This window comes from Sphingobium sp. C100 (assembly GCF_000508185.1).
In the GTDB taxonomy this organism is placed as follows: Bacteria; Pseudomonadota; Alphaproteobacteria; order Sphingomonadales; family Sphingomonadaceae; genus Sphingobium.
Genome location: NZ_AYOY01000209.1, coordinates 12,844 through 38,074, shown reverse-complemented (window position 1 = coordinate 38,074; position 25,231 = coordinate 12,844). Strand labels below are relative to the sequence as shown.

The following is a 25,231-nucleotide window of genomic DNA, read 5'->3' as shown; positions in this document are numbered from 1 at the left end:
CGATGAACGGCGCGGAAAGCCTCGTCGAGACGCTGGTCGACCAGGGGGTCGATATTTGTTTCGCCAATCCCGGCACGTCGGAAATGCATTTTCTGGCGGCGCTGGAAAATCCCCGAATGAAAAGCGTGCTCTGCCTGTTCGAGGGGATAGCGACAGGCGCAGCCGATGGCTGGTACAGGATGAAGGACAGGCCTGCCTCCACCCTGCTCCACCTGGGGCCGGGTCTAGCCAACGGCCTGTCCAACATCCACAATGCCAAGCGCGCATCGTCGGGGATGGTCAACATCATCGGCGAACATTCGATGGCGCATCTGCGCTACGATCCGCCGCTCCAGTCGGACATCGAGGGACTGGCCCGGCCACTGAGCCATTGGGTGCGCCGCGCCGACAGCGCGTCAACCATCGCCTGGGACGCGGCGCAGGCAGTCGCCACCGCGTCGGAGCATCCCGGCAAGATCGCGACGCTGATCCTGCCGGGCGACACGAGTTGGCAGCAGGCGCAGGGGGGCGTGACCCTGCCCAGGATTAGCCCAAGCCGCCCTGCCCCCGCGCCGGCGCGGATCGACCATATCGCGCAGATCCTTAAATCCGGCGAGCCAGCGCTCATCATCCTGGGCAACAAGGCCACGCGCGGCCGCGCCCTGGAGCTTGCAGGGAGGGTAGCCGCCGCTACCGGCGCGCGGCTGGGATCGCAATTCTTCACCGCCCGGATCGAGCGCGGCGCCGGCCGCACGCCGATCGAGCGCATTCCCTATGCGGTGCCGCAGGCGATGGCCTTTCTGGACGGCTTCAAGCATATCATCACGGTCGAAACGCGCGAGCCGGTGGCGTTCTTCGCCTATCCCGACCGACCCAGCCTGATGAAACGCGAAGGCACGATCGTCCATCCGCTGGTTGAGGAGCATGAGGATAGCGAAGCGGCGTTCGCAATGCTGCTCGACGCGTTGGGGGCGAGCACGAACCAGCCGATCGTGCAGCAGCGCATCGACACGCCGTCACCCATCGGCGCGCTCACTCCGCTGACCATTGCCCATGCACTGGCCGTGGCGTTGCCCGAAAACGCCATCCTGGTGGATGAATCACTCACCACCGGGCGTGAATCCATGGGCCATACGATGGGCGCGCTTCCCCATGACCTGATCAACAACATGGGCGGCTCGATCGGCTATGGCACACCCGTCGCCACCGGCGCGGCGCTCGCCTGCCCCGATCGGCGCGTGTTTTGCACGGTCGGCGACGGCAGCGCCATGTACACGATCCAGTCGCTGTGGACGCAGGCCCGCGAAGGGCTGAACATCACCACCATCATCTACGCCAACAACAGCTACGCCATCCTGAAGGCCGAGTATGCCAATATGGGCGCAGGCCAACCAGGCGAGCGGGCGCTGTCGATGATCGACATCGACCGGCCCCGCATCGACTGGCTGGCAATGGCCAAAAGCATGGGCGTTCCCGCGCAAGCGGTGGAGACGGCCGAGGATTTCACCAGGGCGATGCAGAATTCCGCGCGCGAGCCGGGGCCGTCGCTGATCGAAGTCAGACTGTAAGAACAAGGGGTAAGAGGACATGGCGACCACCGCCGACGACGTGCTGACATTGCGCACCAATCTGGCCGAATATCCGGTGACGAGGGCGATCCGCGACGGCCGTGTCACCTCCGACATCGTGATGCTCGATTGCTGCGGGCCGGAACCGGCGCAGAACGGGTTCAAGGACATGATCCGCCGCGACATATATGATGCAGGCGAACTCGCGATCGTCACCTATTTGCAGGCGAAATGCTATGGCAAACCCTATGTGATGCTGCCCGCGCCGGTTTCTGGCCGGTTCCAGCATCATTGCGCGGGTTTCAACCGCGATCTTGGCCACATCGACCCCAAGGACATTGAAGGCCGCAGGGTCGGCGTGCGCACCTATGCCCAGACTACTGGGCTTTGGGTGCGCGGTATATTGCAGCATGAATATGGGGTCGATCTCGACAAGGTCACCTGGATGACGGTGGGTGAAGGGCATCTGGAAGAATATAGCGATCCGGCCAATTGCGTTCGCCTGCCCAAGGGATCGAACATCGGCCAGATGATGCTGGACGGCGAATTGGCTGCCACGCTTCAGGGCGTCGATCTGCCCAAGGATCCGCGGGTCGAGCGGCTGGTCCCAGACCCCTATAATGCGGCTAGGGACTGGTTCGCCCGCGAGGGTGTCGTTCCGATCAACCATGTCTTCGTCGTCCATCAGGACATTGCGAAGAACCGACCCGACGTGGTGCGCGAAATCTACCGCATGATCGCGGACAGTCGCGCGCTGACCGAGGGTGGCGTGCCCGACCCCTTCCCACCGCTGGGCGTCGAGGCCAATCGCAAAGGACTCCAGCTCGCCATCGAATGGGCGTTCGAACAGAAAATCATCCCGCGCAAATTGTCGGTCGATGAACTCTTCGATGAGGTCACGGGAACGCTGGGGTAATATCAGGCTCGCACGCGGGCGGGAATTGATAGTCTCCCGCCCGCTTTCTTATAAGCGCGTGAATATCTTATCTCCTAATTATCGCGCACAAACTCGTTCAATGGGTTTGCGATAAAAAGCGCAACATGGGGAGGACACATTGTGCGTCGCTACAAGTTTTCAATAGCCACCTTGATGGGCGGCCTATCGGTTTGCGCACTGGCGGCAACGCCGGCTTTTGCCCAGCCCACGCAGCCGCCTGCCGCGCAGACAAGCGGTGCGGCTCCGGCCGACGGCGTGTCGGAAATCATCGTGACGGCGCAGAAGCGCGCTGAAAATGCGCAGAATGTCGCGGTCGCGATCACGGCTTTGAGCAGCCAGGACATTGCCGCATCGGGCGTCACCAGCACCGAAGATCTGCGCGCGGCAGTTCCCGCGCTCAATGTGACCACGGCCGCAGGCGGCTTTGGCCTGCCGCGCATCCGCGGCGTCGGCGCTACCGGCCAGGGCGCGGGCATCGAGAACCCGGTCGCGGTTTATGTCGATGGCGTCTATTATGGATCGGCGATCGGCGCGCTCCAGTCGCTGTTCGACGTCGAGCAAGTCGCTGTGCTCAAGGGACCGCAAGGAACCCTGTTCGGCCGTAACGCGACCGGCGGCCTCATCCAGATCACGACCAACAAACCCAGCTACGACTATACCGCGTCGGCCCGGTTCGGCTATGGCAATTATGATACGGCCAGCGCCGCCGCCTTCGTGTCCGGCGGACTGGCGCCTACTCTCGCCTTCAGCCTGTCAGGCCAATATGAAAATCGCGGCGACGGTTATGGCCAGAATGTCTTTACCGGCAACGATATCCAGACCGACCGCACCTATTCAATGCGCGCCAAACTATTGTGGGAACCAGGCGACACCACGTCGATCCTGCTGTCGGGCGACTATTTCGGCCGCGAGGCGGCGGACCCCGCTTTTGTCACCTTCAGCCGCAACAGCGCGGGCCAGGTTGTGCCCGAGGTCATCAAATCGCTAGGCGGCGACCCGCAGCGCGACATCTATTCCGACTTCGACCCGACATTGCGCGGGCGGCAGAAGGGCGTCGGCCTGACCATCGACCAGGAACTGGGTGGGATGAATTTGCGCAGCATCACGGCCTATCGCAAGACCAGCCTGCGCACCTATTTTGATCCCGACGGAACCGTGCTGCCCCGCCTGCGCATCGACAATCAAAATCGCGACAAGCAATTCACCCAGGAAATCGACCTGATTTCCGACAATGACGGTCCGTTCAATTGGGTGGTCGGCGGCTTTTACATGAAGAGCAGCGCGGGACAATATCCGGGGCGCACGACGGGCCTGACGACCTTTGGCGACAATGGCTATTCAGACGATTTCACCGATATCGGCCTGGAATCGATCGCCGGTTTCGCGGACGGCACCTATCAGCTGGATGGCGGCACGAAGATCACCGCCGGTATCCGCTATACCTATGACAAGCGCGACATCGACGCGACGCGCATCACCTATAACGGCAATAGCGGTGTTACGACCACGACCGACTATGGGCCGCAGAAGCGCAATTTCGACAAGCTGACCTGGCGCGTGTCGATCGATCACCGGTTTTCGCCCGAAGTCATGGCTTATGCGAGCTATAATCGCGGGTTTCGCAGCGGCACCTTTGTCCCGCAGATCGCCACGCCCTTCAATGTGCTGGAGCCAGAGGTCGTCGATGCCTATGAAATCGGCACCAAGACCGACCTGTTCGACCGTAAGGTGCGCCTGAACGTCGCGGGCTATTATTACGACCAGTCGGCCGTGCAGGTCATCCAGGTCATTGCCGGCGTCAACAATGTCTATAATGCGCGCAAGGGCGCCAAAATCTATGGCGTCGACGCGGATCTGACCTTCCAGGTCACCGATAATCTGCGCCTGTTCGGCGGCTTCAACTGGACCCATGCGCGGTATAATGAATTTACCGACGCGATCATCTCCGTCCCCTACCCCGTCGCGGCCGAATTCTCCCCGTCCGATTATAGCTATGTCGATAGCCAGACCGGCCAGACAGTCGCCAATACCGCCTGTCTGGGTACATTTGGCGCACCAACGGCACAGCTTGGCGGCAATTGCCTGCTGCGTGGCGACGCGTCGGGCAACCGACTGCAGAACACGCCGGAAATCACCTTCAGCCTGGGCGGCAGCCTGGATATCCCGACGAGCGCAGGCACCTTCACGCTGGCCGGTAACTATTATTATAATGACGGCTTCGTGGCGACCGCCGACGAACGGGTGAAGCAGGCAAGCTACAACACCGTGGATGCGTCCCTCACCTGGAAGGAACCGGGCGACGCATTCTATGTCCGGCTATGGGGCAAAAACCTGACCGACGCCTTCTATCGTAGCCAGATCAGCGCCACCAACAGTGGCGATAACGGCTATAGCGGCGCGCCGCGCACTTATGGCGTGACCGTCGGGTTCGATTACTGATCCCAATATTACAGAGGCAATGCTGATGTACCCGTCGTCCCAAGGGACGACGGGTATTGTCCGTTTTGCGATGCGCGAACGGAAAAATGATCGACCGGAACATCAGATTGACTGGTCAATCCCCGCATGACGCCCGACCATGCCCCAATAATCATAACTGCCGGTCCCAAAGGATCGCATAAGGAGGGATCGCATGAGCAGCAGCATCGACGGCGTCGCGCCCGAAAAGTCCGGGACAGCGATCCCGGACAAGCGGCAGGGGACGGCTCACTGGAACATATTGCTGCTGCTGAGTGTCGGCGTGCTGATCGCCTATGCCGATCGCGCGAGCATTTCTTCCGCCATCGCCAACAAGGATTTCATCGCGCACTTCCATATGTCCGATGTCAATCGCGGTCTGGTGGGTTCCGCTTTCTTCTGGGCCTATGCCTGCGCCCAGATCCCGATGGGATGGATCGTCGATCGTTATGGCGTGAAGACACCCTATGCCATCTGCTTTGCCCTATGGTGTTTCGCGACGGCCGCCGCTGGATTGATGACGGCGTTCGTCGGGTTGTTTGTCATGCGGCTCATCGTGGGCGCGACCGAGGCCGTGGTAATGCCCGCCAGCTATCGCTGGATCCGCCACAATGTACCCGAACGGCACACCGGAACGGCGATCGGCCTGTTCGCCATGGGCAACAAGGTCGGCACCGCCGTCGGCGCGCCCGTCGCCGCATGGTTGATCATCGCCTATGACTGGCGCGCGATGTTCGTCATCACCGGCCTGCTCGGCCTCATCTGGCTCGTGCCCTGGACCCTGTTCGTGCGCAATGATTTTCCCAGGAAAGAAGAAATGGCCGCGGTCATGCGCAGAGCCGCTACCGTACCGTTCCGTAACATCATCACCTCGCCGGTCGTGTGGGGCGGCATGATCGTCAATTTCTGCTACGGCTATTTCACCTTCTACTGCATGACCTGGATGCCGGCCTATCTGGTGGAAAGCCGCGGGCTTTCGCTCACCCAGTCGGGCGCCTACACCTTCTTCAGCTTCGCGGGCATCGCGATCGTCGCGGTGATCGCGGGCTGGGCGGCCGATCGCATCATCGAACGCGGCGGCGACCCGGTCGTCACGCGCAAGATATTCGTGGTAGCGGGCTTCGCGGGGGCCACGACCGTCCTGCTGGGCGCCTATAGCAGCAGCCTGGAAATGGCGTTGTTCTGGAATATCTTCTCGCTCTCCTGCCTGGGCCTGGCCAGCGCAAACAATCTCGCCCTGTCCAAGGTCACGCTGATCCCGCGACCAGCGATCGGCATGGTGGTGGGGGTGCAGCATGTCGCGGCGGGATTGTCGGGGGGCCTTGCCGCAAGCCTGTCGGGATGGCTGCTGCACATCAGCGGCAGCTACGACCTGCCCATGCAAGTCATCGTCCTCTTCCTTGTGCTGGGGGCCGCGGCCAACGTGATCCTGATGCGCCCCAAATGGTCGCCCAAGGTCATCGAGGCGCAGGACTGACCCAGGCCAGCGCGCATATCCGACCGAAAATCACCGATCCTGCACCGAAGCCTATCGCTGGCCGCAGCAATCCAATGAGCCTTACCAAACCAACCAAGGCATAGAATGGCGCTGCCCGAAGCGTCCAGAGTTACGCCGGCACATCAGACCAGCCGCCGAATGCAGCAAGAGATTGGCATCGGCGTCATTTTCACGGAGGGGATATGAAATTGTCACGTCACCATCTGGCCCTGCTGGCAGGGTCTTCGCTACTGTCGCTGAGCGGCATAGCCCAGGCACAGGATAGCGCGCCCCAAAAGCCTCGCCCCCCCGCCAACGAGGCATCCGCTCCAAGCATTGCCGACATCGTCGTCACTGGATCGCGCGTCGTCAAAAATGGCGACAGCAGCCCCTCCCCCGTGACGGTTATCCAGACGAGCGACCTTCTGTCCACCCAGCCGGGCGCAAACCTGGCAGATGCGCTCAACGTGCTGCCCGTCTTCGCCGGATCGCGCGGCGCGGGCAGCAATCCCAGCACGGGAGGCAGCGCATCGGGCGGCAATGGTTCAGCCAACCAGCTCAACCTGCGCAACATGGGCATTACCCGCACCCTGGTGCTGATGGATGGCCTGCGCATCCCGCCGACGCTGTTCAACGGCGCGGTCGACGTCGATCTGGTGCCGCAAATGCTGGTCCAGCGCGTCGATGTGGTAACAGGTGGCGTGTCGGCAGTCTATGGTTCCGACGCCGTGTCGGGCGTCGTCAACTATATCCTCAATCGCAATTTCAATGGCCTGAAGCTGGAAGCGAGTTCAGGCATTTCCGAATATGGCGACGCGCGGCAGATCGACGCAGGCATCGCGTGGGGCACGGAACTGGGCGATCGCGCGCATGTCGAGGCCAGCTACCAATATCATGACGGATCGGGCATCCTGCGCCGGTCCGACCGCCAATGGATGAACCTGGTTGGCGTCGCTGGCGCGGGTACGGAATCAAATCCGTTCCAACTCTACAGCAACTTGCGGCAGAAAGATTATCCCGCCGGCGGCATCATCACCACCGGTCCGCTTGCGGGTCAGGTCTTCAAGAGCAATGGCGTGCTCAGTCCCTTCGTCAACGGCACATCGACAGGCACGTCGGCATTACAGGTGGGCGGTGACGGCGGCAGCTGGGATTCCTCGTTGCTCCAGCCGTTGCGATCGCACCAATTGTTCGCACGGCTCGATTATGATGTCTCCGACACTGTGCGCGCCTATGTCCAGTTCGCCGGCACGTTCAAGCGCAACGAAAACTATGCCGAATATGTGCGGCTGAACAATGTAACGCTGACCAGCGACAACCCCTTTCTATCATCCGAAATCCAGTCCGCTTTGTCGGCCGGAGGCAGCACCTTCCGTTACCGCAACACCTTCAGCGAAGGCGAGGACCGGCGGCAACATGCGATCTCCAATTCCGATCAATGGGTGGCCACCGCCGGGTTGGCCGGCAAGCTGGGGTCGTTCGATTGGGGGGTGGATTATGTCCATGGCCGCGCGAAGCTGAAGACCACGGTCGAAAACAACTTGAACCAGCAGCATCTCGCCGCTGCGCTGGACGCCGTCATCAGTCCGGCGACGGGACAGATTGTCTGCCAGGCCTCACTCGCCAATCCCGCCGCTTATGGCGACTGCGTGCCATTGAACCCGTTCGGGCCGACCGCCGCCGGCGCCGCATCGCTCGATTATATATATGGCACGACCCATTATAACGCGGTGACAGTCATGGACGATATTTCGGGTCATGTTGCCGGATCGCCCTTCGACACCTGGGCCGGGCCGCTCAACGTCGCGCTATCCGCCGAGTGGCGCAAAATATCGTTCGAAGCAGAGTCCGACGCGACGTCAGACGATCTGGTCGACTGCACCGGGCTGCGGTACAATTGCAGCGCCAACCAGACCCAATATTATCTGACCCTTCCCGCACAGGACAAGGTCAGCCAGACGGTCTGGGAAGTGGCAGGGGAAGTCGATATTCCGCTGCTCAAGGATTCTTTCATCGCCAAGTCGCTCAACCTCAATGGTGCGGTGCGCTTCACCCGCTATAATACCAGCGGCGATTATGTAACGTGGAAGCTGGGCGGCGACTGGCATCTGACCGACAATCTGCGTTTCCGCGGCACATGGTCCCGCGACATCCGCGCGCCCACCCTCTATGAACTGTTCGCCGAACGCTTCATCGTCAATGTCGTGGGCACCGATCTGCTGACCGGCGAAAGCCCGACGATCCCCTCCATCAACGGCGGCAATCCTGAACTGAAAGCGGAAATCGGCAAGACCCTGACCGGCGGCGTGGTGTGGAAACCCGTTCCCAAGCTCAGCCTGGCACTCGATGGCTACCAGATCGAGGTCAGCGACGCGATCCTGGCGGTCAATGGCGGCGACGTCGCGTTTCAGGCGGCCTGTTACACCAGCGGCGGCACATCGCCCTACTGCGACCTGCAACGGCGACCGGGCAGCTTCACCGACACGTCAGCGACCAATGCCTGGACCGCAGTCTATAACGGCCTGTTCAATATCTCCGAGATCAAGACCTGGGGCGCGGATCTGGAGATCAACTATAACGACCATCTGTTCGGGCGGCCGTTCAACCTGCGCCTGCTGGGCGCCTATCAGCCGCATCTCTGGTTCCGGCAGCCCAATGTCGCAAGCCGCGATCAGGCCGGCGCCGCCTTTGGGCCGATCGGCTTTGCAGCGACGCCGACGGTGCGCCTGACCGGCTTCCTGCGCTTCAAGCCGACAGACAATGTGTCGATCGACATCATGGAACGCTGGCGCAACGCGATGAAGATTTCCAACGAAGGCGTCTGGGCGCCCGGAAGCAATCATCTGGACGCCTTTGCGACGACCAGCGTCAACATTGCGTGGGACGTCAAATCGCGTTGGGGCGACGCGCAATTTTATGTGAACGTCCAGAACCTGTTCGACGCCGAACCGCCGATCGGCGCATTCACTGGCAATGGCACGCGCGCGGGCCTGCGTGACGGCTATGCGGTCGGCGATGATCCGCGCGGTCGCTACTGGACCGCAGGCGTTAAGTTGAAGATGTGACCTCCAGGCGGAGGGTGCGCCCGCATCCTCCGCCCTCTTGCGACGAGTAGAAATTCCCATGACCAAGCCCCAACCTGGCAAATTCAACCTGGACGCAGCCCTTGGCGGTTATGCGCTCAACAAGATGTGTCATAGTCTCAATCGCGCCGAAAACAGGGTAGCCTTCGCAAGCGACGAACGCGGCTATTGCGCGCGCTATGGGCTGGGCGAGGAGGAGATCGCGGCGGTGGTTGCGCGCGACAAGCCGCGCCTCTTCGAATTGGGCGGCAACATGTATTTCCTGGCCAAACTGGACCGAGTGAAGAAAGTGGAGGAAATTTAATGGCCCGGATCGTGGGTGGGCTTGGCACGTCGCACGTGCCGATGATCGGGCGGACAATCGCCGCGGCCAAGCAGAAGGACGTGCCCTTCGCGCCCTTTTTCGAAGCCTATGTGCCCGTGCATGAATGGTTGCGCAAAATGCGGCCCGACGTTGCGATCGTCCTCTACAACGATCATGGCCTCAATTTCGCGCTCGATAACATGCCGACCTTCGCGATCGGAGCGGCGCACCATTATGACAATGCCGACGAAGGTTGGGGGCAACCCGAGCCCCGGCGCTTTCGCGGCGCGCCCGAATTGTCCTGGCACATCATCCAGTCGCTGGTCGCCGATGAGTTCGACATGAGCGTGTGCCGCGAAATGCTGTTCGATCATGCCGGCATCACCGCACTAGACCTGCTCTTTCCAGATCATGACGTGCCGGTGACGACCATTCCGGTCGTCATCAACGCGGTGCAGCCGCCCCTCCCCACCGCGCTGCGCTGCTACAAGTTGGGACAGGCGATCGGGAAGGCTGTCGCCTCTTTCGCGGGGGACAGCCGCGTGCTGATCGTGGGCAGCGGCGGCCTGTCGCATGAATTGGGCGTCTTCGGGAAGATCAACGAACCTTTCGACCGGCTGACCATGGACAGGATAGAGCATGATCCGATCGCGCTGACCCGCTATAGCAATGACGAGATCGTCGACCTGGCAGGTGCGCAGGGGCTGGAACTCATGACCTGGCTGGCGATGCGCGGCGCGGTCGAAGGGCCGGTGAACGTCATCAACAGCGTTTATCATGCGCCCATTTCCCATACCGGCGGCGCCATGATGCTGATCGCGCCGGCGGCGGAATGAAGTTCGGCGCTGCCGCCGCTGCCCGGTCATGACCCGCCAGGGCGGCGGCGCCACGGACCAGGATCCGGAGCCTGGGATGGACGGGAGCACACAGGATGATCGGCGGGGGCGATTGGTGCGGGGGTGGGTCATTCCATCGATCGTCGGAACCGCCCTGCTGATGGCGAGCCTGAGCGCCAGTTCGGTGATGACCGCGCTCCCCGCCATGGCCCGTGAGATGGGCGTCGCACCGTTGCGGCTCAGCATCGTCATAACCGCCTATCTGCTGGCGATGGTCGTTTTCCTCCCCGTCTCGGGATGGCTCGCGGACCACTTCGGCGCCAAGCGCGTCCTGATGGCAGCGATCCTCATTTTCGCCACGTCCTCAGCCGCCTGCGGCCTGGCACAGACATTGACGCAATTGATCGCTGCACGCCTGGTGCAGGGTTGTGCCGGCGCGATGGTTGCACCGGTCGGACGGCTGATCCTGTTGCGCAGCACCCCAAGGCATGAGCTGGTCGGCGCTCTGTCGGCGCTTACCATGCCTTCGCAGTTCGGTCCGCTGGCAGGGCCATTGCTGGGCGGCGCGGTCGTCACCTTAATGAGCTGGCACTGGATTTTCTTTCTGAACTTGCCCGTCGCCGCAGTGGCCCTGATACTGGTCCGCGCCTTCGTGCCCGACATACCGCGGCAAAGCGTGACGCCCATAGACTGGCGTGGCAGCCTGATGATGGGAAGCGCCATGGCTTCTCTCATCTATGCGCTCGACAGCGTGATGCAGGATGAAGTGCCCCCTGCCCGGCTCGCCGGCTGCCTCGCGACGACGGTGGTCGCCCTGTTGCTCTATTGGCGTCATGCCCGGCGCCGCACCGACGCGATCATCGACCTTTCGCTGTTCAGGGTCGCGAGCTTTCGGGCGGCGGTGGTCGGCGGCGCCTTTTTCCGGCTGATCCCCGGCGCGACCCCTTTCCTTCTGGCGATGATGTTCCAGCTGGCCTTTGGCCTTTCTGCGCTACAGACGGGCCTGCTGACCTTTGTGACGGCGGTCGGATCGTTGCTGATGAAGACCGTGGCGCCGCCGATCCTTCATCATTTCGGTTTCCGCCCTGTGCTGATCGTCAATGGCGCGATTACCTGCGCTATCTTCATGACCTATGGGCTTTTCTCGCCCGCCACCCCGCACGCGCTGGTGATGCTGGCGCTGGGTGTGGGTGGATTTTTCCGCGCCCTGCAATTTACGAGCACATCCGGCCTCGCCTTTGCAGACATGCGCGATGACCAGATGGGCCGGGCAACGACGACATCGGCGATGGTGCAGCAGTTGATGCAATCAGTCTCGACCGCAATGGCGGCGGCCAGCGTCTACCTGTTCGTGACGGCAAGGGGGCTGACGGCGCCCGATGGCCCGGCCGTCGGATGGTCCTTCATGCTGATCGGCGCGCTTTCGCTGCTCTCGCTCCTCTGGTTCATCCGTCTCTCGCCCGACGCCGGGCATGGCATGACAGCGCGGAGCGCCCAATGAACGGAAGGATGCAATGAAAGGGAGAAGAAAGAGAATGAAGGACATGTTGCAGGCTACGCTGCTCGGCCTGGCGAGCTTGGCCATGGCGACGGCCGCGCCGCCGGCGCAGGCCCAAGCCTCCACGCCGTTGAGGGTGGGAGCGGCCCGAATCGACATCACGCCGCCGCTCGATCACCTCCCCGCCCCGTTCACGACGATCGACTCGCGCGTCTTCCTGCGGGCGGTGTCGATTGAGAGCGAGGGCAGTAGGGCCATATTGATCATCGCGGACGTGCCCACGATCAGCGCGCCGGTCGCGCAGGACATCATCGCGCGCGTGGCCGCAGAGGCGAAGGTGCCACGCGAACGCATATTGCTGGGCACTACCCATACACACAATGTCATCCGGGTGGATCCCAATGCGGTTGGCATCATCCTGCCCGGATCGCCCGAATATGTCGCGCAGGTGACGAAGGCCGCTTTGGCCGCTGTCCATCAGGCCCTGGCGCAGATGCAACCCGCCAAGCTGGGCGTGGGCAAAGGAACGGCACATCTGGTTGGCAATCGCAACATGTGGTCGCCGGCCCATGGGCGCTATATCTCGGATGTCGATCGCACGGGAACCGAGCCCATCGATCACAGCCTGGGCGTGGTCAAATTCGAAACATTGGACGGCAGGCCGATCGCCTATCTGTTGAACTACGCCTTCGAACCGGTGATCGCCATGGCCATGAAATCGGCCATCAGCGGTGACGTACCGGGCGTCGCGGCGCGCCTGATCGAGGAGCGTAGCGGCGGCGCGCCAGCGCTGTTCACGATTGGCGCAGCGGGTGTTCCGCTTTATCGCGCGGAGGATACGCCAGAGCCGCAGCGAGCCGACCATGCCCGACAGCTCATGCAAAGCTATGGCACGATTCTGGCGGAGGAAGCGCTGGCGGTCAGTCGCGACCTTGCGATGCGGAGTGACGGCATCGTGATCGGCGGCGCTGCAAAGGCGCTGGTCTGTCCGGGCAAGGCGACCAGCCCCTTCAACCTGCCAGACCGCTGCGCCTATACGGCAGATTCAAAGCTGCCTGCGTGCAACTTTAAGGACCGGGACACGGAGCCGGTGAAGCTGGAAATGGGCGTGATCCGCATCGGCGACCTGGCCTTGGTGCAGACCGACGCAAATATCACGCCGGCGCTGGGCGAGAAGCTGCACCGCAGATCGCCGCTTACCCAGACATGGATCGTCGCATTGACGTTCGGACCGTTGCGCTTTGTGGTCGACGACGCCGCCTATGGTTATGACAGCTATGAAGCGACAGCCACGACCGCGAAGAAAGGCTGCGCTGAACAAGGCTATCTGAACGGTGTCCGCGACATGATGACACAGCTGGACGGGCAATAGTACCCCTTCGCGCAGAAATGGCCCCGGTTCGCTCCGGGGCCATATATCCCGCGCGAGCCCCCCTGCCCTATGTGGCGTCGAACAGATATAGCGGCATGGAATCCTCCCACTTGCTGTCGGTCAGCAGCCGTTTGTCAGATCCGTCGGCATTCATGACGTAGATCTGGCCATATTGCTGGAACGTCTGGTCGTAGAGGGCAGCTTCATCGCGGAAGCCATGTTGTGAGCCACTCCACATGATCCGTCCGTCAGGCGACCAGACCGCATGGCCGTCACTGGAGGGATGGTCCGTGCAGCGGAACAGGCCAGAACCATCCGGCTTGATCGTATAGATGTCGAAATTCCCGTCCTCGCGCTTGCGGGTGAAGACGATGCGCTTGCCGTCCGGGGACCAGCCGGGAAGATTGTCGAGTCCGGTGGTCAACACGCGGGTCTTGCGCGTGTCGAGATTGAGGACGCGTAGCCCCTTCTCACTTTCGCTCCACACGCGGAAAACGATTTCCTTGCCGTCGGCCGAATAACTGGGGAAGCCGGAATGGAGCGAGCCGTCGGTCAGTTGCTCAGCGCCGGTGCCGTCGCGACGCACGCGCCAGAGCGCCGCCGTCATCGTGCTGCGCTCATTGAACCAATAGCCCAGGCCAAAGGCGATCCATTCACCATCGGGCGACCAGCAGGGCTGGAATGCGCCAGCCAGGCCCATCTGCACCTTTCTTTCATCCAATCCGCGCCCGCTCGATTCAAATATCTTGCGCTTTTCCGAACCATCGGGGCGCATGATCCAGACTGAGCTGTTGCCAAGCTGCTTTTCGGTGAAGACGATCCAGCCGTCGCGCGAAAGCAGCGGGAAGACGTCGACATGACGATAGTCATAGTCCTTGTCCCAACTGAAGAGCGGCTTATAGAGCGGCCGGATCGGCTTGAAAGACACTTTTTCGTAGATGACCGACTTGCCATCGGGCGTCCAACTCGGCGAACGGATGAAGCTCTGTTTTTGCGCAGGCCGGTCGGACGTGTAGGCCAACCCTTCATTCGGGCCATATTTGACCAGATAGCCGATCTCGCTCTTGCTGAGGAATTGGGGTTGCAGCTTCAGGTCTACCCCGCTGCTATGTTCCACCCGTTCGCCCGTAGCGACATCAATCGATATGATCTGCGACGGCGTTTTGCCGACATAATTGGGCCGGCGGGCGCCCCAGGTCGCCTCCACCGTCATTTCGTAAAAGACGATCCGCTTGCCGTCCGGCGACCATTTGGGTGAGCCGAGGCAATAGCCGGGCTTCGACGCGACCTTGCGGAAGCCGGTGCCGTCGGGGCGGATGATGTAGATGGACAGTTCCTGCGTATGTTCCCAGCCATGGCCCTTGTCATGCCCGGTCCATCGCGTGTTGCGATCACTGGAAAAAGCCAGCCATTTACCATCCGGCGACCAGGCCGGCCGGAAATAGCAATCAGGATAGAGATCCTCGCCATGCACATCGCCCACGCCGGTCAACTGCCGGGTGCGGCCGGTGAACAGGTCCTGTAGCCAGATATTGGCCCGATAACCGTCGCGCGTAGAGACGAAGGCGAGCGTACGCCCATCGGGGGACAGCATGGCGGCATCGTCCAAGCTGTCGGTCGTGATGATCGGTGCAATTCCTGTGCCGTCGGGGCGTGCCCGGAAGATGTCAGACTGACCATCTCCGCGCCGTTCCGACGTGAAAAGCAGCCACTGGCCGTCGGGCGTAAGCGAACCATTATATTCGAACATGGTGTCGGCCAGCAGATTGCGTTCGTTGCTGCCATCCAGGTTGGCGATCATCAACTTGGAGATAGAGGGCGCAATGCGATTCATCAGCATCACCCCCTTGCGCCCCAGCGGAACATCAGTCGCCCGCGCTGCGCCGGCCGCTAAGGCGCCCATGGATAACCCTATGAAATTTCTACGATTCATTATCCTGCTCCGAAAAAATGCGGCTTTTGACCCGGATCGCTTCTGCTGGCGATCGCCCTCATCATCCCATCCATTTGCTGACTGGCACGGCCGACTGTTCCAGTGGCTGCGCAATCACATCGATCAGGGTCGGCCCCTGATGCGCCACTGCCTGCCGCACGACACCCTCGAGTTCGAGCGGGTCGGCTACCGTCCAGGCTTTGATGCCGTAAGCCTCTGCGATGCGTGCATGGTCGGTCCGGTTGAAGTCGACCGAGTAATAGCGTTCACCATAGCCGTCCTTCTGGCTCGCCTTGATCCAGCCGAAGGAGGCGTTGGAAAAGACGATCAAGGTGATGGGCAGCCCCTTGCGCACGATCGTTTCCAGTTCCCCGACCGCGAAACCGAAGCTGCCGTCTCCCATCACCGCCACCACCTTGCGGTCAGGCGCACCGATCTGTGCGCCGACCGATGCGGGAAGCGAGAAGCCAAGCGCCCCATGTGCACGGTTGGTGATGAGCCGGCGACCGGTGATATTGAACCGGAAATGGCCCGCGAAATAAGGACAGGGCGTGCCTGGATCGGCAACGATGATCGCGTCTTCTGGAAGTGCCGCCTGAAGTGCCGCCAGCACACGCTCGGGCCGGATCGGCAGTTCGGTCGAGAGCGCCAGCCGGTCAAAGGCTGCCAGCTTTGCGGTCTTGAGCATGGCCAGTCGTTCAGCCGCGCCGCTATGCCTTCGTGCGCCGGCAAGCCGTCGCTCAATTTCGATCCGCAGCGCCGACAGACAAAGCAGCGCATCGCCGACGATACCTGCTTCCACGCGATAATTGCCCGCCACGACCATCGGGTCGATGTCGATATGGACGATCGGCATATGGCAGGCGGGTACAGTGCCATGTTCGGTGGTGGTCGATCCGGCACGGCACCCCACAAAGATCACCAAATCCGCGCCCGCAATAGCCTCCCGCGTTTCATCGGTGCCGCCATTGGCGCCGACAACTCCCACGGCGAGCGGATGATCGTCGCCGATCACCCCCTGACCGCTGACTGTCGATGCGACGGGAGCATCAAGCAGTTCGGCGAGTTCAATCAATGGCTGCGATGCACCGGAAAGGATGACGCCCCCACCGCAGACAAAGGCAGGCCGTCCGGCCCCCAGGATCACGTCCGCTGCGGCATTGACCAGATCCGGGTCTGGACCAGTACGATAGGCAGGAAAGAAGGCATGGCGTGGATCGGCCCAGATGTCCGGCATCGCAACCTGCTGCTTTTGCAGATCATGGGGTAGGCCAATATGCGCCGCGCCCGGCCGCCCCGTGGTGGCCGCACGAAAGGCGGTGCGGAAAAGATGCGGGATCTGTTCAACATGATCCGCCACCGCATTCCATTTGGTAAGCGGCGCGAACAGTGCGCGCTGGTCAAGTTCGGTCAGCGGATAGCGCCCGCGCGCTGTTACCGGCACGTCGGAGGTGATGGCGAGCAGCGCGACCGAGGATTCATTCGCCTCAATGACGCCCGGTAAGATATAGGTCGCCCCTCCCCCGCTTGGCCCCTCACATACCCCGACCCTGCCGGTGACCCGCGCATAGGCATCCGCCATATAGGCGGCACTGCGCTCATCCCGCACGAGGATATGCTCCATCCCGTGATCGAGCCGGGCGAGAGCATCGTAAAATGGCAGGCTTGTGTCCCCGCACAGCCCGAAGATGTGACGCACGCCATGCGCTTGGAGCATTCGGACGGCAGCTTCCGCGCCATTTTTCGGCGCGACGGAGGCAGGGGCTTGCGCTGCGAGGTCAGGGGCGGAGCCAAACTGGGTCATTACCTCGACCATAAGGAGCGCATCCCGCCCTCGGCTATCGAAAATCAGACGACAGCGATCAATGGAACGCATCGACCGCTCGCTGTTGCCGCCCGCTAGCGTGCCCGTGGGCAAGCCGGCCGAATGAATGGTCGGGATATGCTGGAGCCGGGCAGATCGAACGGAAGAGCGCCACCACGCATATTTTCTATACGCCGATTATCGTTTAATAGTACACACTAATCCACGGCAATATGGACATAAATGTCATTATATGTTTAAATCGTCTTTATGGACGATTCTGTATATCAGACACTCCTTTCCTATGCGACCGCCCAGTCCAGCCTGGAGCGGCTCGAAGAGCGACGCAAACTCAGTCCCGTTCGCGCCGCTTTTCGTGTTCGTGCGCAAATTGCCGAACGGCAGGCTTTGGCGCGGCTGGATCATATGCCATTGCAAGAGGCGGATGTCCGTGTCGATGGACGAGGTACGGTCTCCACCACGGCCTTCGACCTGAGCCGCAGCCGACAAACGGTCGATACTCCCATAACGCTGGACGCGCTGATTCAAGACAGTCTTGCTGTTCTGGAATGGCTGGGCGTCCCGCCGACGCACGCCTCTGCTTTTCCTTATGCGGACCCTCTGGAGATGCAGCCGCGCGTTAAGGCGTGGCAAAGCGATATCGCTCAGTTCCTCCCCTCCCCTCCCCTGCTGGGCAGCGCGCATATGGCCCGGCTGTGGCGTGTACACGCGCCGCTTGGACGAGGCGACTTGGTCGCCAGTGTACTGATTGGCGACCGCTGGGGTCCGGGCCGTTGGACCGGGTCAAGCGGCGGACTGATCGCCATGGGCCTGGAGCGCATTCAACGTCCCTGGCAACGAGCGCATGGAGAGGCGTTGGAGCAATTCTGGCTCGCTGCGATCACACAGGGCACGCAGCTTCAGCTCGATCTTGAACTTCGGTTACGCGCCTTCGCGGCACGCGCGACGCAGTTTATCGAAGCCCGACGGCGTCCCGGACGGCTCAAGGATGTCCTGTACCTCGCCATGGCACGCCCCCGCATCACCAGCGGCAATGTGGCAAAAGCACTTGGCCTCACCGTTGCAGGCGCCATCAAGTTGCTGACGATCGCGACCGAGGCCGGCCTGCTTATCGAACGCACTGGGCAGGCAAGCTATCGCAGCTATGCGATCCCCGTCGCCGCTCCTTCGGACATCATGCTCCGCATGCACGATGATCCGCTATCGTCCGATGATGCACCTTTTCCTTGGTCGGACGGAGACACTGGGGAGTCACTTTAGGCATTTCGGCGTGAATGCCTTGCGCGCAGGATCGGCACCTAGCGAGGGTCAATGCACGCCGAGCCCAGCCTTGCTGGTCGAATCAGCACGCGTCGATCACCCAAGGCGGATTGTGCAAAATCTGGCGTCAAGATTAGCGAACGGGCTGAGGGACGGGGCCGCAAGTTTGACGCAGCTCCGCTAAGCGCCCTTGGGGCAGGGGGCAGATATGCGAATGGCTCAACGAAGACATCCGGCAAATAATTGCAGGCCCCTCGCCGCCGAGGCTGGCACCGTGCTTTTTCGATTCTGATAACACGACAAAACGACACGCCTCGCGTCCCGCCGCCGTGCTCAAGCATATATCTATCAGGAAATATGCATCATTCTGCGGCGCTCTATTGTTGAGCGGGCTAGACGGACCTTTCCATCGTGTTTTCGGAATCATGCAGCCCGACTGATATTGAGCCCCGGTGGGGGCACGCGGATTGGACGGGGGCCACCGGGAAGCACAGGATTGGGGCCTGGAACGGCATTCCTCTTCCTTCCCCGGACAGGCGTCGCCACGTTCAGACTCCAAATCGACTCAAACGCGACGCGATTCCAAAAACACGTTGAAGGATGAGAGCCCAGATGATCGGGCAGAGGCAAATTCTCTTTCCCGCCGGAGCCGCGCAGTCAACAGCGACAGCGGCCAGCTACGTTCGATTTAACGCAATGAGCTAAAGCCGATATTTGTTGCGACGATGATGCTCTTTGACGAAGCCATAGAAGCGCTTGGAATAGTTGCGCGGCAGTTCGTCTGGATTCGAACCGAGGAAGGCGTCGAACCGCCGCATCAACTCGTCATAATCCCAGCCGGGGAAGTCCGTTCGGATGGCGGCATAAACGTCACCGTCCAACACCTTGTTGGCGCGGGGGGGCGAAGCAGGGGCGGGGGACCGGCGTGGATTTAGAGGGCTGCGGCCTGCCGTATCCGGCTCAGGCTCACGCGCCACGCGAAGACCTCGCGAGAGGTTCGCGATGAGGCCCTGCGCCAGCCGCGGGTCGATCATGTCATCGGCCGTGTGATCGGTTCGCTGCGAGCGATCTGATGCAGCAAGAGAGGGGAGGGGGGCCGGGCGAAGGCGCCGGGTCTTGTCTTCCAGATGGCGTCGCATCACCATCTTCAGCTTGGGCTTTGCACTGTCGCCATCAATGACTTCCAGGCTGATGTCTGGCAGATCGTTGAAGCGCGCCAGATCGAGCAGCTTTCGTTTGAACACGGGAAAGCTGCTCTCGCTTCCACTTTTCTGGTGGAGCGTTTCGAAACCGATAGTAAAGCCGTCCGCGCCATGGCCGCCGGCATGTTTGCGCGATGCCCGGTAGAGCCATTTGCCCAGGCCGCTGGTGATTTCGAAATAGAGCGGAGAAATTGATAGCACGTTGCGCTTGTCCATCACGCCATCGAAAAACCATTTCGACAAGGTGATTTCCATGCCCAGCGACCGCTGTGTCCGCTCGTCCACCAGGTGGGTATAGCTGTCGATCCAGGAGAAAGTCGTCTCGCGGCTTTTCTTGCTGGCGCGAATATTGGTCTTGATCGTGGTGGCTTGGAGACGGTCCAGCGCGCTGACCAATCGCTCATAGGCACGTCCGCTCGTGCCCCAGCAGATGCGCTTGAGAAGATCGCCGGGTTGCAATCGGATCACGGGCGAGATGTCATTGGCGCCACGCTCGCGCAATTCATTCAGGTGCGAAGCCAGATAGATCATTATGTCAGCGTCCCAGATCGTCGCCATGCCATAGGCCGAATTAGGGAGCACTTGAACAGTCACCGAACGATCGGGACTGACATATTCGATGGGCTTGATGCGCTTGCGTTTGGACAGGCTGAAAAAGGGGCGCTGCATCGTCTCCTGATAATCGCGGAGCGATATGTCGCTGAAATCGGGCAGGGTGAAGAACATTTCAAACTGAACCTTACGCTCTTTGAGCGTAGTTTTCAGTTCCGTCCCATCGCCTGCCGTCGTCATTCCATCCCCGCTTCCCCCCGGAGGGAAATATGCATCAAGTCACTGAAATTAAAGGAATAAACCTCCATTCTCAGCTTTTGCAAACCGTGCTCAGCGACGCCGGCCCGTGCTGATCTTCGCTTGCTCTATGACCGGGCGCAGGGCTTCCAATATCTCGTCGATCGACAAACCACTTGGAGAAAGGGAAATCGTCAGCATCTTCTGCTGGTCCTTCTCGACCTGGCCGACGGAAGTACCCCCCGCCGCAGCAATCGTCGCCTTCTGCACGCGCCCCTTGGACACCGTCGCCTGAACCAGGCGTGTCATCACCTCTGGACCCGTGATAGGCTGTTCATCGCCCGATCGGCGGAAGCTCTGTTCGGACGCGATCTGGTCGGCCGCCGCCTCCAATTTGGCACGAGTTGTGGCATCGCGTAGCAGCGGCAGCAGTTTCTCTGCATATTTTGCTTGAAGATCCATCGGCGAATGGAAGGCGCTCACCAGAAACGGAGGAATTTCTGTCAGCGCAATATAACGCGACAATTGCGACTTGGAGATTTTGAGGCGCTCCGCCATGCGAAGCTGGACACCCCCATAATAGCTGTCCACGGCGGCCTTGTAATTGAGACCGCGCTCCAGATCCGAAATATCCTCGCGCTCGCGATTCTCGATGTCAGCGAGCCGGAACGCGGCCTCATCGTCCAGATCCTCGATGATCGCGATCAGGTCGATGTCCGGGTAATGATTGGCATTGAGCCAGGAAATCGCCCAATGTCGCCGCGTCCCTGTGACCAATTCATAGGGCAGCGGACCATTGGGCGTGCGCCGCACAACTGCAGGCACGCGATTGCCGCCTTCGGCCAGAACCGAATCGATCAGGCTGCGCAGTCGATGCTCATCGAGCATGGAATAATCGCGGGCATTGCCCGGCCAGATCGAACATTCCGCTGGTTTGAGACGAATGGTCGGACGCTTTACGAGGCGCGCCGCTTCACCAAAAGCTTCGAGCCGCCTGTTGGTAAAGTTCGCCTTGGGTGGAGCTATGGTTTCAGACGCTGGTTTGGCAACCGGTTCATTGGGGACCGATGCCAGCGCTTCGCTGATAAGAGACCGCCGGCTCATGCCGCGACACTCACGTCAGAGGTCAGGCTGGTGGAGGGCCATTGCTGGCGAATCTGCTGCTCGACTTCGGAAAACACGGCGTCAAGATTGTCGCGGCAACGCATATAGGTCTGATGCGATGCGGAGGGCTTGGATTCATAAATGGATCGGAAGGCCTGGGTGGCATTCTTGATCTCTTCGGACGCCAATATGGGTTGTCCCAGAAGGAGCCCGGCATAGGTTGCCTGCATGATGCGCCACATGTCGTTTTCGCCCGGCTTGCTGGGCGAAAATGCCGAGCAGACCACGCGGATGAAGCCATAGCTTACGGGCGTGCCATTTTGTTCGAGGATTTCGATATTGTCGGCGATCGTATCCATGAAATGGATCGTCGACAGATAATCGAGCTGCCGTGCCGGCACCGGGATCAGCAAGCCGGTCGCGGCCGCCATGACGTTGAGGCCAAGAAACCCCATGGCTGGCGGCGGATCGAGCAGAATGACGTCGAAATCCTTGGTCACGCTCGAAATGCCGATGCGCAGCGCCTGAAGACTCTCGCGCACAGCCTGGCCGCCTTCGCGCAAGGTCGAGGTGAGATCCCATTCCGCATCCTGTAACCCCAAGCTGGACGGCACGATCTTGATCGTGGGCCAGGGGGTGTCGCGGATCGTTTCTGCAAAGTCGCTGAACGTGCTGCGCGGAGACAGGAACGCGCCCAATGTCTGCTCGTCATCGATCAGCGTTTCGGGTTGAATGTCGAACATGGTCGTCGTGGAGGCCTGCGGATCGCAGTCGATTACCAGCACATTATAGCCATGAAGCGCGAGATAATCGGCCAGATGCTTGGTGATCGTGCTTTTGCCCACGCCGCCCTTGAAATTCTGGACCGCCAGCACGACGGCGTCTTCGTCAGGTTGCTTGCCGGGATGGATACCCAATGCGCTGCGGATATGGGTCAGGTCTTCCAGCGTGTAATAGCGTCGGCCATTGGGCTGAGTCTTGGGCTGTGGCAGCCGTCCCTTGGCCTCTGCCTTCGCCAGCGCTTCGGGTGTGCGGCCGATCAATTCAGCAGCGACGGTTGGCCCGAAATTGATGTCCAACGTCTTGCGGCTGTCCGGTCGGAACACGATCGTCTTGATGTGATCGCGCATCTGCTGGCAGGCTGTAGTGACGTTACGCAGCGTGTTGACGGTTAACGACATGACGCCCCTCATGGTCGAATCGTGACAGGTAAATTGGTTTGCGTTTAATGCGCCTAATTGCCGCTCAAAGTCAAACCAGCTCGTGAAAATGGCGGAGAGAGCAATGAAGGGATGGGCCTTTGCCCCAAAGGGCAACCCGGCGCTTGGATAAGTTGCGAAGGCCTAGGTGACAGCCTGCAAAGCCAATGGACGCGATGCGCGGGCTTTCGGCAAGATAGGATGCCAACCGCTTGGGCACGTGTCAGCGTTTAGTGATTTATTCTGAGATTATAGGAGTTAGTGAGCTGGTGCGGAACGATTCTCTGGCGGAATTTCAGCGATTTTACCGATTAGGGTCAAAATGATGACACGTTGAATCCGTATTGAAAACACGTTTGGCAGGTTTCGAAAACACGCTTGAAGCGAAGTGAAAACACGTTGGCGAGGACCATTTTGAGGCCCCCTCCATCTTGTGCATCGCGGCCAATCAGCCGCGCGCCTCCTCGCCCCAATAAAGCCGCATAGGATTATCGACCAACAATTTGCGCTGAAGCATCTCGGTCGGCGCGATGCGCGGGATCATATCGACCAGATGGCCATCGTCGGGAATCGCGTCCTGCATATTAGGGTGCGGCCAGTCCGTGCCCCACAGCACGCGGTCCTGATAATCGGCGACCAATGGTGCGATGGCGTGCGCGAAGGCGTTCCACGGATCGCCAGTCGGATCGAGGCGGTCGGGGCAGGTCGCCTTGAACCAGATGTCGTCCCGGCTGTCGAGGAAGCGGCGGAAAGCCTGGAGGTCGGGGCCATCCGGGCCTTTGGTGACATCGGGCCGGCCCATATGGTCGATCACCAGCGGGACCGGGATCGCATCCATGAAGGGACGCAGGTCTTCAAGGATGTCAGCTTCGAAATAGATGACCACATGCCAGCCAGCGGGCAGGCGTCCGGCCACTTCGAGGAACTTGTCCTTGGGGGCATCATCGACGAGGCGCTTGAGGAAATTGAAGCGGATGCCGCGGATGCCGCCCAAGTGAAGGGCGGCAAGATCGGTCTCTGAAATGGCAGGATCGACCACGGCGACCCCGCGCGCCTTTCCATTCGACTGGGCGATGGCGTCTAGTGTCGCGGCATTATCGGTTCCGTGGCAACTCGCCTGAACGATGACGTTGCGGGCAAAGCCCAGATGATCCCGCAGCGCGAACAACATGTCCGGGCCGGCGTCCTCGGGCAGATATTTGGCTTTCGCGCTGAAGGGAAATTGCGCCATCGGACCGAACACATGGCAGTGCGCGTCGATCGCGCCTGCCGGCGGAACATAGCGGGGTTTGGTCGGGTTGCCGTGCCAGCTGACAATGCGATCCGTCATGCGAAAACCTCTCCATCCATTATCTTGCGCGCGGTGCGCAGCATCGCGGCGCTGACGACCGCGCCATTTTCGTCCAGCTCCATGACGCAGGTCGTTTCACCGGTCGGATGCTCGACCGAAAGCGTCTTCCGGCTGCCCGACGGGATCGACGCGACCTCGGCGGCAGGCGACCGCGCGATCAGGCAGGCGGTGGCGACGCTGACAGCGCCCAATACGCCGATCGAGGCATGGGCGCGATGCGGGATGAAGCTGCGAACGGTCACGGCGCCACCGTTGCGAGGCGGGGCGACCAGCATCATCTTGGGCACGGACTTGTCCTTCACGTTGCCCAGGTTCATCCGCTCGCCCACGGCCAGACGGATCGCTTCGATACGGGCCTTGAGATCATTGTCCTTGTCCAGGGTATCGCGGTCCTCATAGCCGGTGATGCCGACATCCTGCGCCTTCATTACGACGCAGGGCATTCCGTTGTCGATCAAGGTGACGCGCACGCCCTCCACCTCGTCAAAGACATTGCCGGTCGGCAGCAACGCGCCACAGGAAGAGCCGGCAGTGTCACGAAATTCCAGCGGGATCGGCGCGGCCGTTCCGGGCACCCCGTCGATCCTGGCATCGCCATTGTAACAGACCTTGCCGCCCGGCGTTTCCACAGTGGCGATGGCGATCTGGCCGGTATTTTCCATGAAGATGGCAACGCGGGTTTGCTCGGGCTGCGCGGCGACGAGCCCGCGTTCTAACGCAAACGGGCCGACACCGGCGAGGATGTTACCGCAATTCTGCGCGCTGCTGACTATTGCCTGATCGACGAAGACCTGAAGGAAGAGATAATCGACATCGACACCATCCCGCTGCGACTTTTTTATAACCGCGACCTTGCTGGTGAGCGGGTCGGCGCCGCCCATGCCGTCGATCTGGCGCGGATCTGGCGACCCCATGATCCGTAGCAGGAAGGCGTCGCGGGCGGCGGTGTCGGTGGGAAGGTCATGCGCCAGAAAATAGCCGCCCTTGGATGTTCCGCCGCGCATCCACATGACACGGGACTGGGTGAAGGCTGTCATCGGATGCTCCAACGAGAAGG

General features: G+C 61.1%; 17 protein-coding genes. 10 read left to right on the top strand and 7 right to left on the bottom strand.

Annotation, left to right across the window (positions count from 1 at the left end; translation table 11 throughout):
* Positions 1-2: 2 nt before the first annotated feature.
* The 9 genes from C100_RS46350 (at position 3) to C100_RS46310 (ending at position 13,511) form a co-directional block, all read left to right on the top strand.
* The gene (locus C100_RS46350; RefSeq protein WP_024022024.1) at positions 3-1,547 is read left to right on the top strand and encodes an acetolactate synthase large subunit; all 1,545 of its coding nucleotides are present in this window, start codon (positions 3-5) and stop codon (positions 1,545-1,547) included.
* Between the two features lie 19 nt (positions 1,548-1,566).
* On the top strand, positions 1,567-2,463 hold the full coding sequence (locus tag C100_RS46345; RefSeq protein WP_024022023.1) for a phosphate ABC transporter substrate-binding protein: 897 nt from the start codon (positions 1,567-1,569) through the stop codon (positions 2,461-2,463).
* Between the two features lie 141 nt (positions 2,464-2,604).
* Positions 2,605-4,923 (top strand): TonB-dependent receptor, encoded by a 2,319-nt coding sequence (locus tag C100_RS46340; protein WP_037531440.1) that lies wholly within the window; start codon positions 2,605-2,607, stop codon positions 4,921-4,923.
* Between the two features lie 193 nt (positions 4,924-5,116).
* Positions 5,117-6,418 carry an MFS transporter gene (locus C100_RS46335; protein WP_024022021.1) on the top strand — a complete coding sequence of 434 codons (1,302 nt, stop codon included), beginning with the start codon at positions 5,117-5,119 and terminating at the stop codon, positions 6,416-6,418.
* Between the two features lie 203 nt (positions 6,419-6,621).
* Positions 6,622-9,483 (top strand): TonB-dependent receptor plug domain-containing protein, encoded by a 2,862-nt coding sequence (locus C100_RS46330; RefSeq protein WP_024022020.1) that lies wholly within the window; start codon positions 6,622-6,624, stop codon positions 9,481-9,483.
* A 58-nt stretch (positions 9,484-9,541) separates the two neighbouring features.
* Complete coding sequence (locus C100_RS46325; RefSeq protein WP_024022019.1) at positions 9,542-9,805, top strand: protocatechuate 4,5-dioxygenase subunit alpha; 264 nt, start codon at positions 9,542-9,544, stop codon at positions 9,803-9,805.
* On the top strand, positions 9,805-10,641 hold the full coding sequence (locus C100_RS46320; protein ID WP_024022018.1) for a class III extradiol dioxygenase family protein: 837 nt from the start codon (positions 9,805-9,807) through the stop codon (positions 10,639-10,641). The genes C100_RS46325 and C100_RS46320 overlap by 1 nt, the downstream gene beginning before the upstream one ends.
* A gap of 76 nt (positions 10,642-10,717) precedes the next feature.
* Positions 10,718-12,142 carry an MFS transporter gene (locus tag C100_RS46315; RefSeq protein ID WP_161633940.1) on the top strand — a complete coding sequence of 475 codons (1,425 nt, stop codon included), beginning with the start codon at positions 10,718-10,720 and terminating at the stop codon, positions 12,140-12,142.
* 34 nt (positions 12,143-12,176) lie between these two features.
* Positions 12,177-13,511, top strand: a complete 1,335-nt coding sequence (locus C100_RS46310; RefSeq protein WP_024022016.1) for a neutral/alkaline non-lysosomal ceramidase N-terminal domain-containing protein — start codon at positions 12,177-12,179, stop codon at positions 13,509-13,511.
* Between the two features lie 67 nt (positions 13,512-13,578).
* Here C100_RS46310 and C100_RS46305 read toward each other — a convergent pair whose 3' ends face one another.
* Both C100_RS46305 and C100_RS46300 read right to left on the bottom strand, forming a co-directional pair.
* Complete coding sequence (locus C100_RS46305; protein WP_235219156.1) at positions 13,579-15,345, bottom strand: hypothetical protein; 1,767 nt, start codon at positions 15,343-15,345, stop codon at positions 13,579-13,581.
* A 160-nt stretch (positions 15,346-15,505) separates the two neighbouring features.
* Complete coding sequence (locus C100_RS46300; RefSeq protein ID WP_084625539.1) at positions 15,506-17,248, bottom strand: thiamine pyrophosphate-binding protein; 1,743 nt, start codon at positions 17,246-17,248, stop codon at positions 15,506-15,508.
* A 270-nt stretch (positions 17,249-17,518) separates the two neighbouring features.
* Here C100_RS46300 and C100_RS48485 point away from each other — a divergent pair, with 270 nt between their 5' ends.
* Positions 17,519-18,529, top strand: a complete 1,011-nt coding sequence (locus C100_RS48485; RefSeq protein WP_024022013.1) for a hypothetical protein — start codon at positions 17,519-17,521, stop codon at positions 18,527-18,529.
* Between the two features lie 701 nt (positions 18,530-19,230).
* Here the strand turns inward: C100_RS48485 and C100_RS46290 are convergent.
* The 5 genes from C100_RS46290 to C100_RS46270 form a co-directional block, all read right to left on the bottom strand.
* Positions 19,231-20,523, bottom strand: a complete 1,293-nt coding sequence (locus tag C100_RS46290; RefSeq protein ID WP_024022012.1) for a replication initiator protein A — start codon at positions 20,521-20,523, stop codon at positions 19,231-19,233.
* A gap of 90 nt (positions 20,524-20,613) precedes the next feature.
* Positions 20,614-21,624, bottom strand: coding sequence for a ParB/RepB/Spo0J family partition protein (locus tag C100_RS46285; RefSeq protein WP_024022011.1), 1,011 nt, complete (start codon positions 21,622-21,624; stop codon positions 20,614-20,616).
* On the bottom strand, positions 21,621-22,805 hold the full coding sequence (locus C100_RS46280; RefSeq protein ID WP_024022010.1) for an AAA family ATPase: 1,185 nt from the start codon (positions 22,803-22,805) through the stop codon (positions 21,621-21,623). Before C100_RS46280 ends, C100_RS46285 begins: the two co-directional genes overlap by 4 nt.
* Before the next feature lie 466 nt (positions 22,806-23,271).
* The gene (locus C100_RS46275; protein ID WP_024022009.1) at positions 23,272-24,153 is read right to left on the bottom strand and encodes an amidohydrolase family protein; all 882 of its coding nucleotides are present in this window, start codon (positions 24,151-24,153) and stop codon (positions 23,272-23,274) included.
* Complete coding sequence (locus C100_RS46270) at positions 24,150-25,211, bottom strand: 4-oxalomesaconate tautomerase (protein WP_037531437.1); 1,062 nt, start codon at positions 25,209-25,211, stop codon at positions 24,150-24,152. Before C100_RS46270 ends, C100_RS46275 begins: the two co-directional genes overlap by 4 nt.
* Positions 25,212-25,231: the final 20 nt, after the last annotated feature.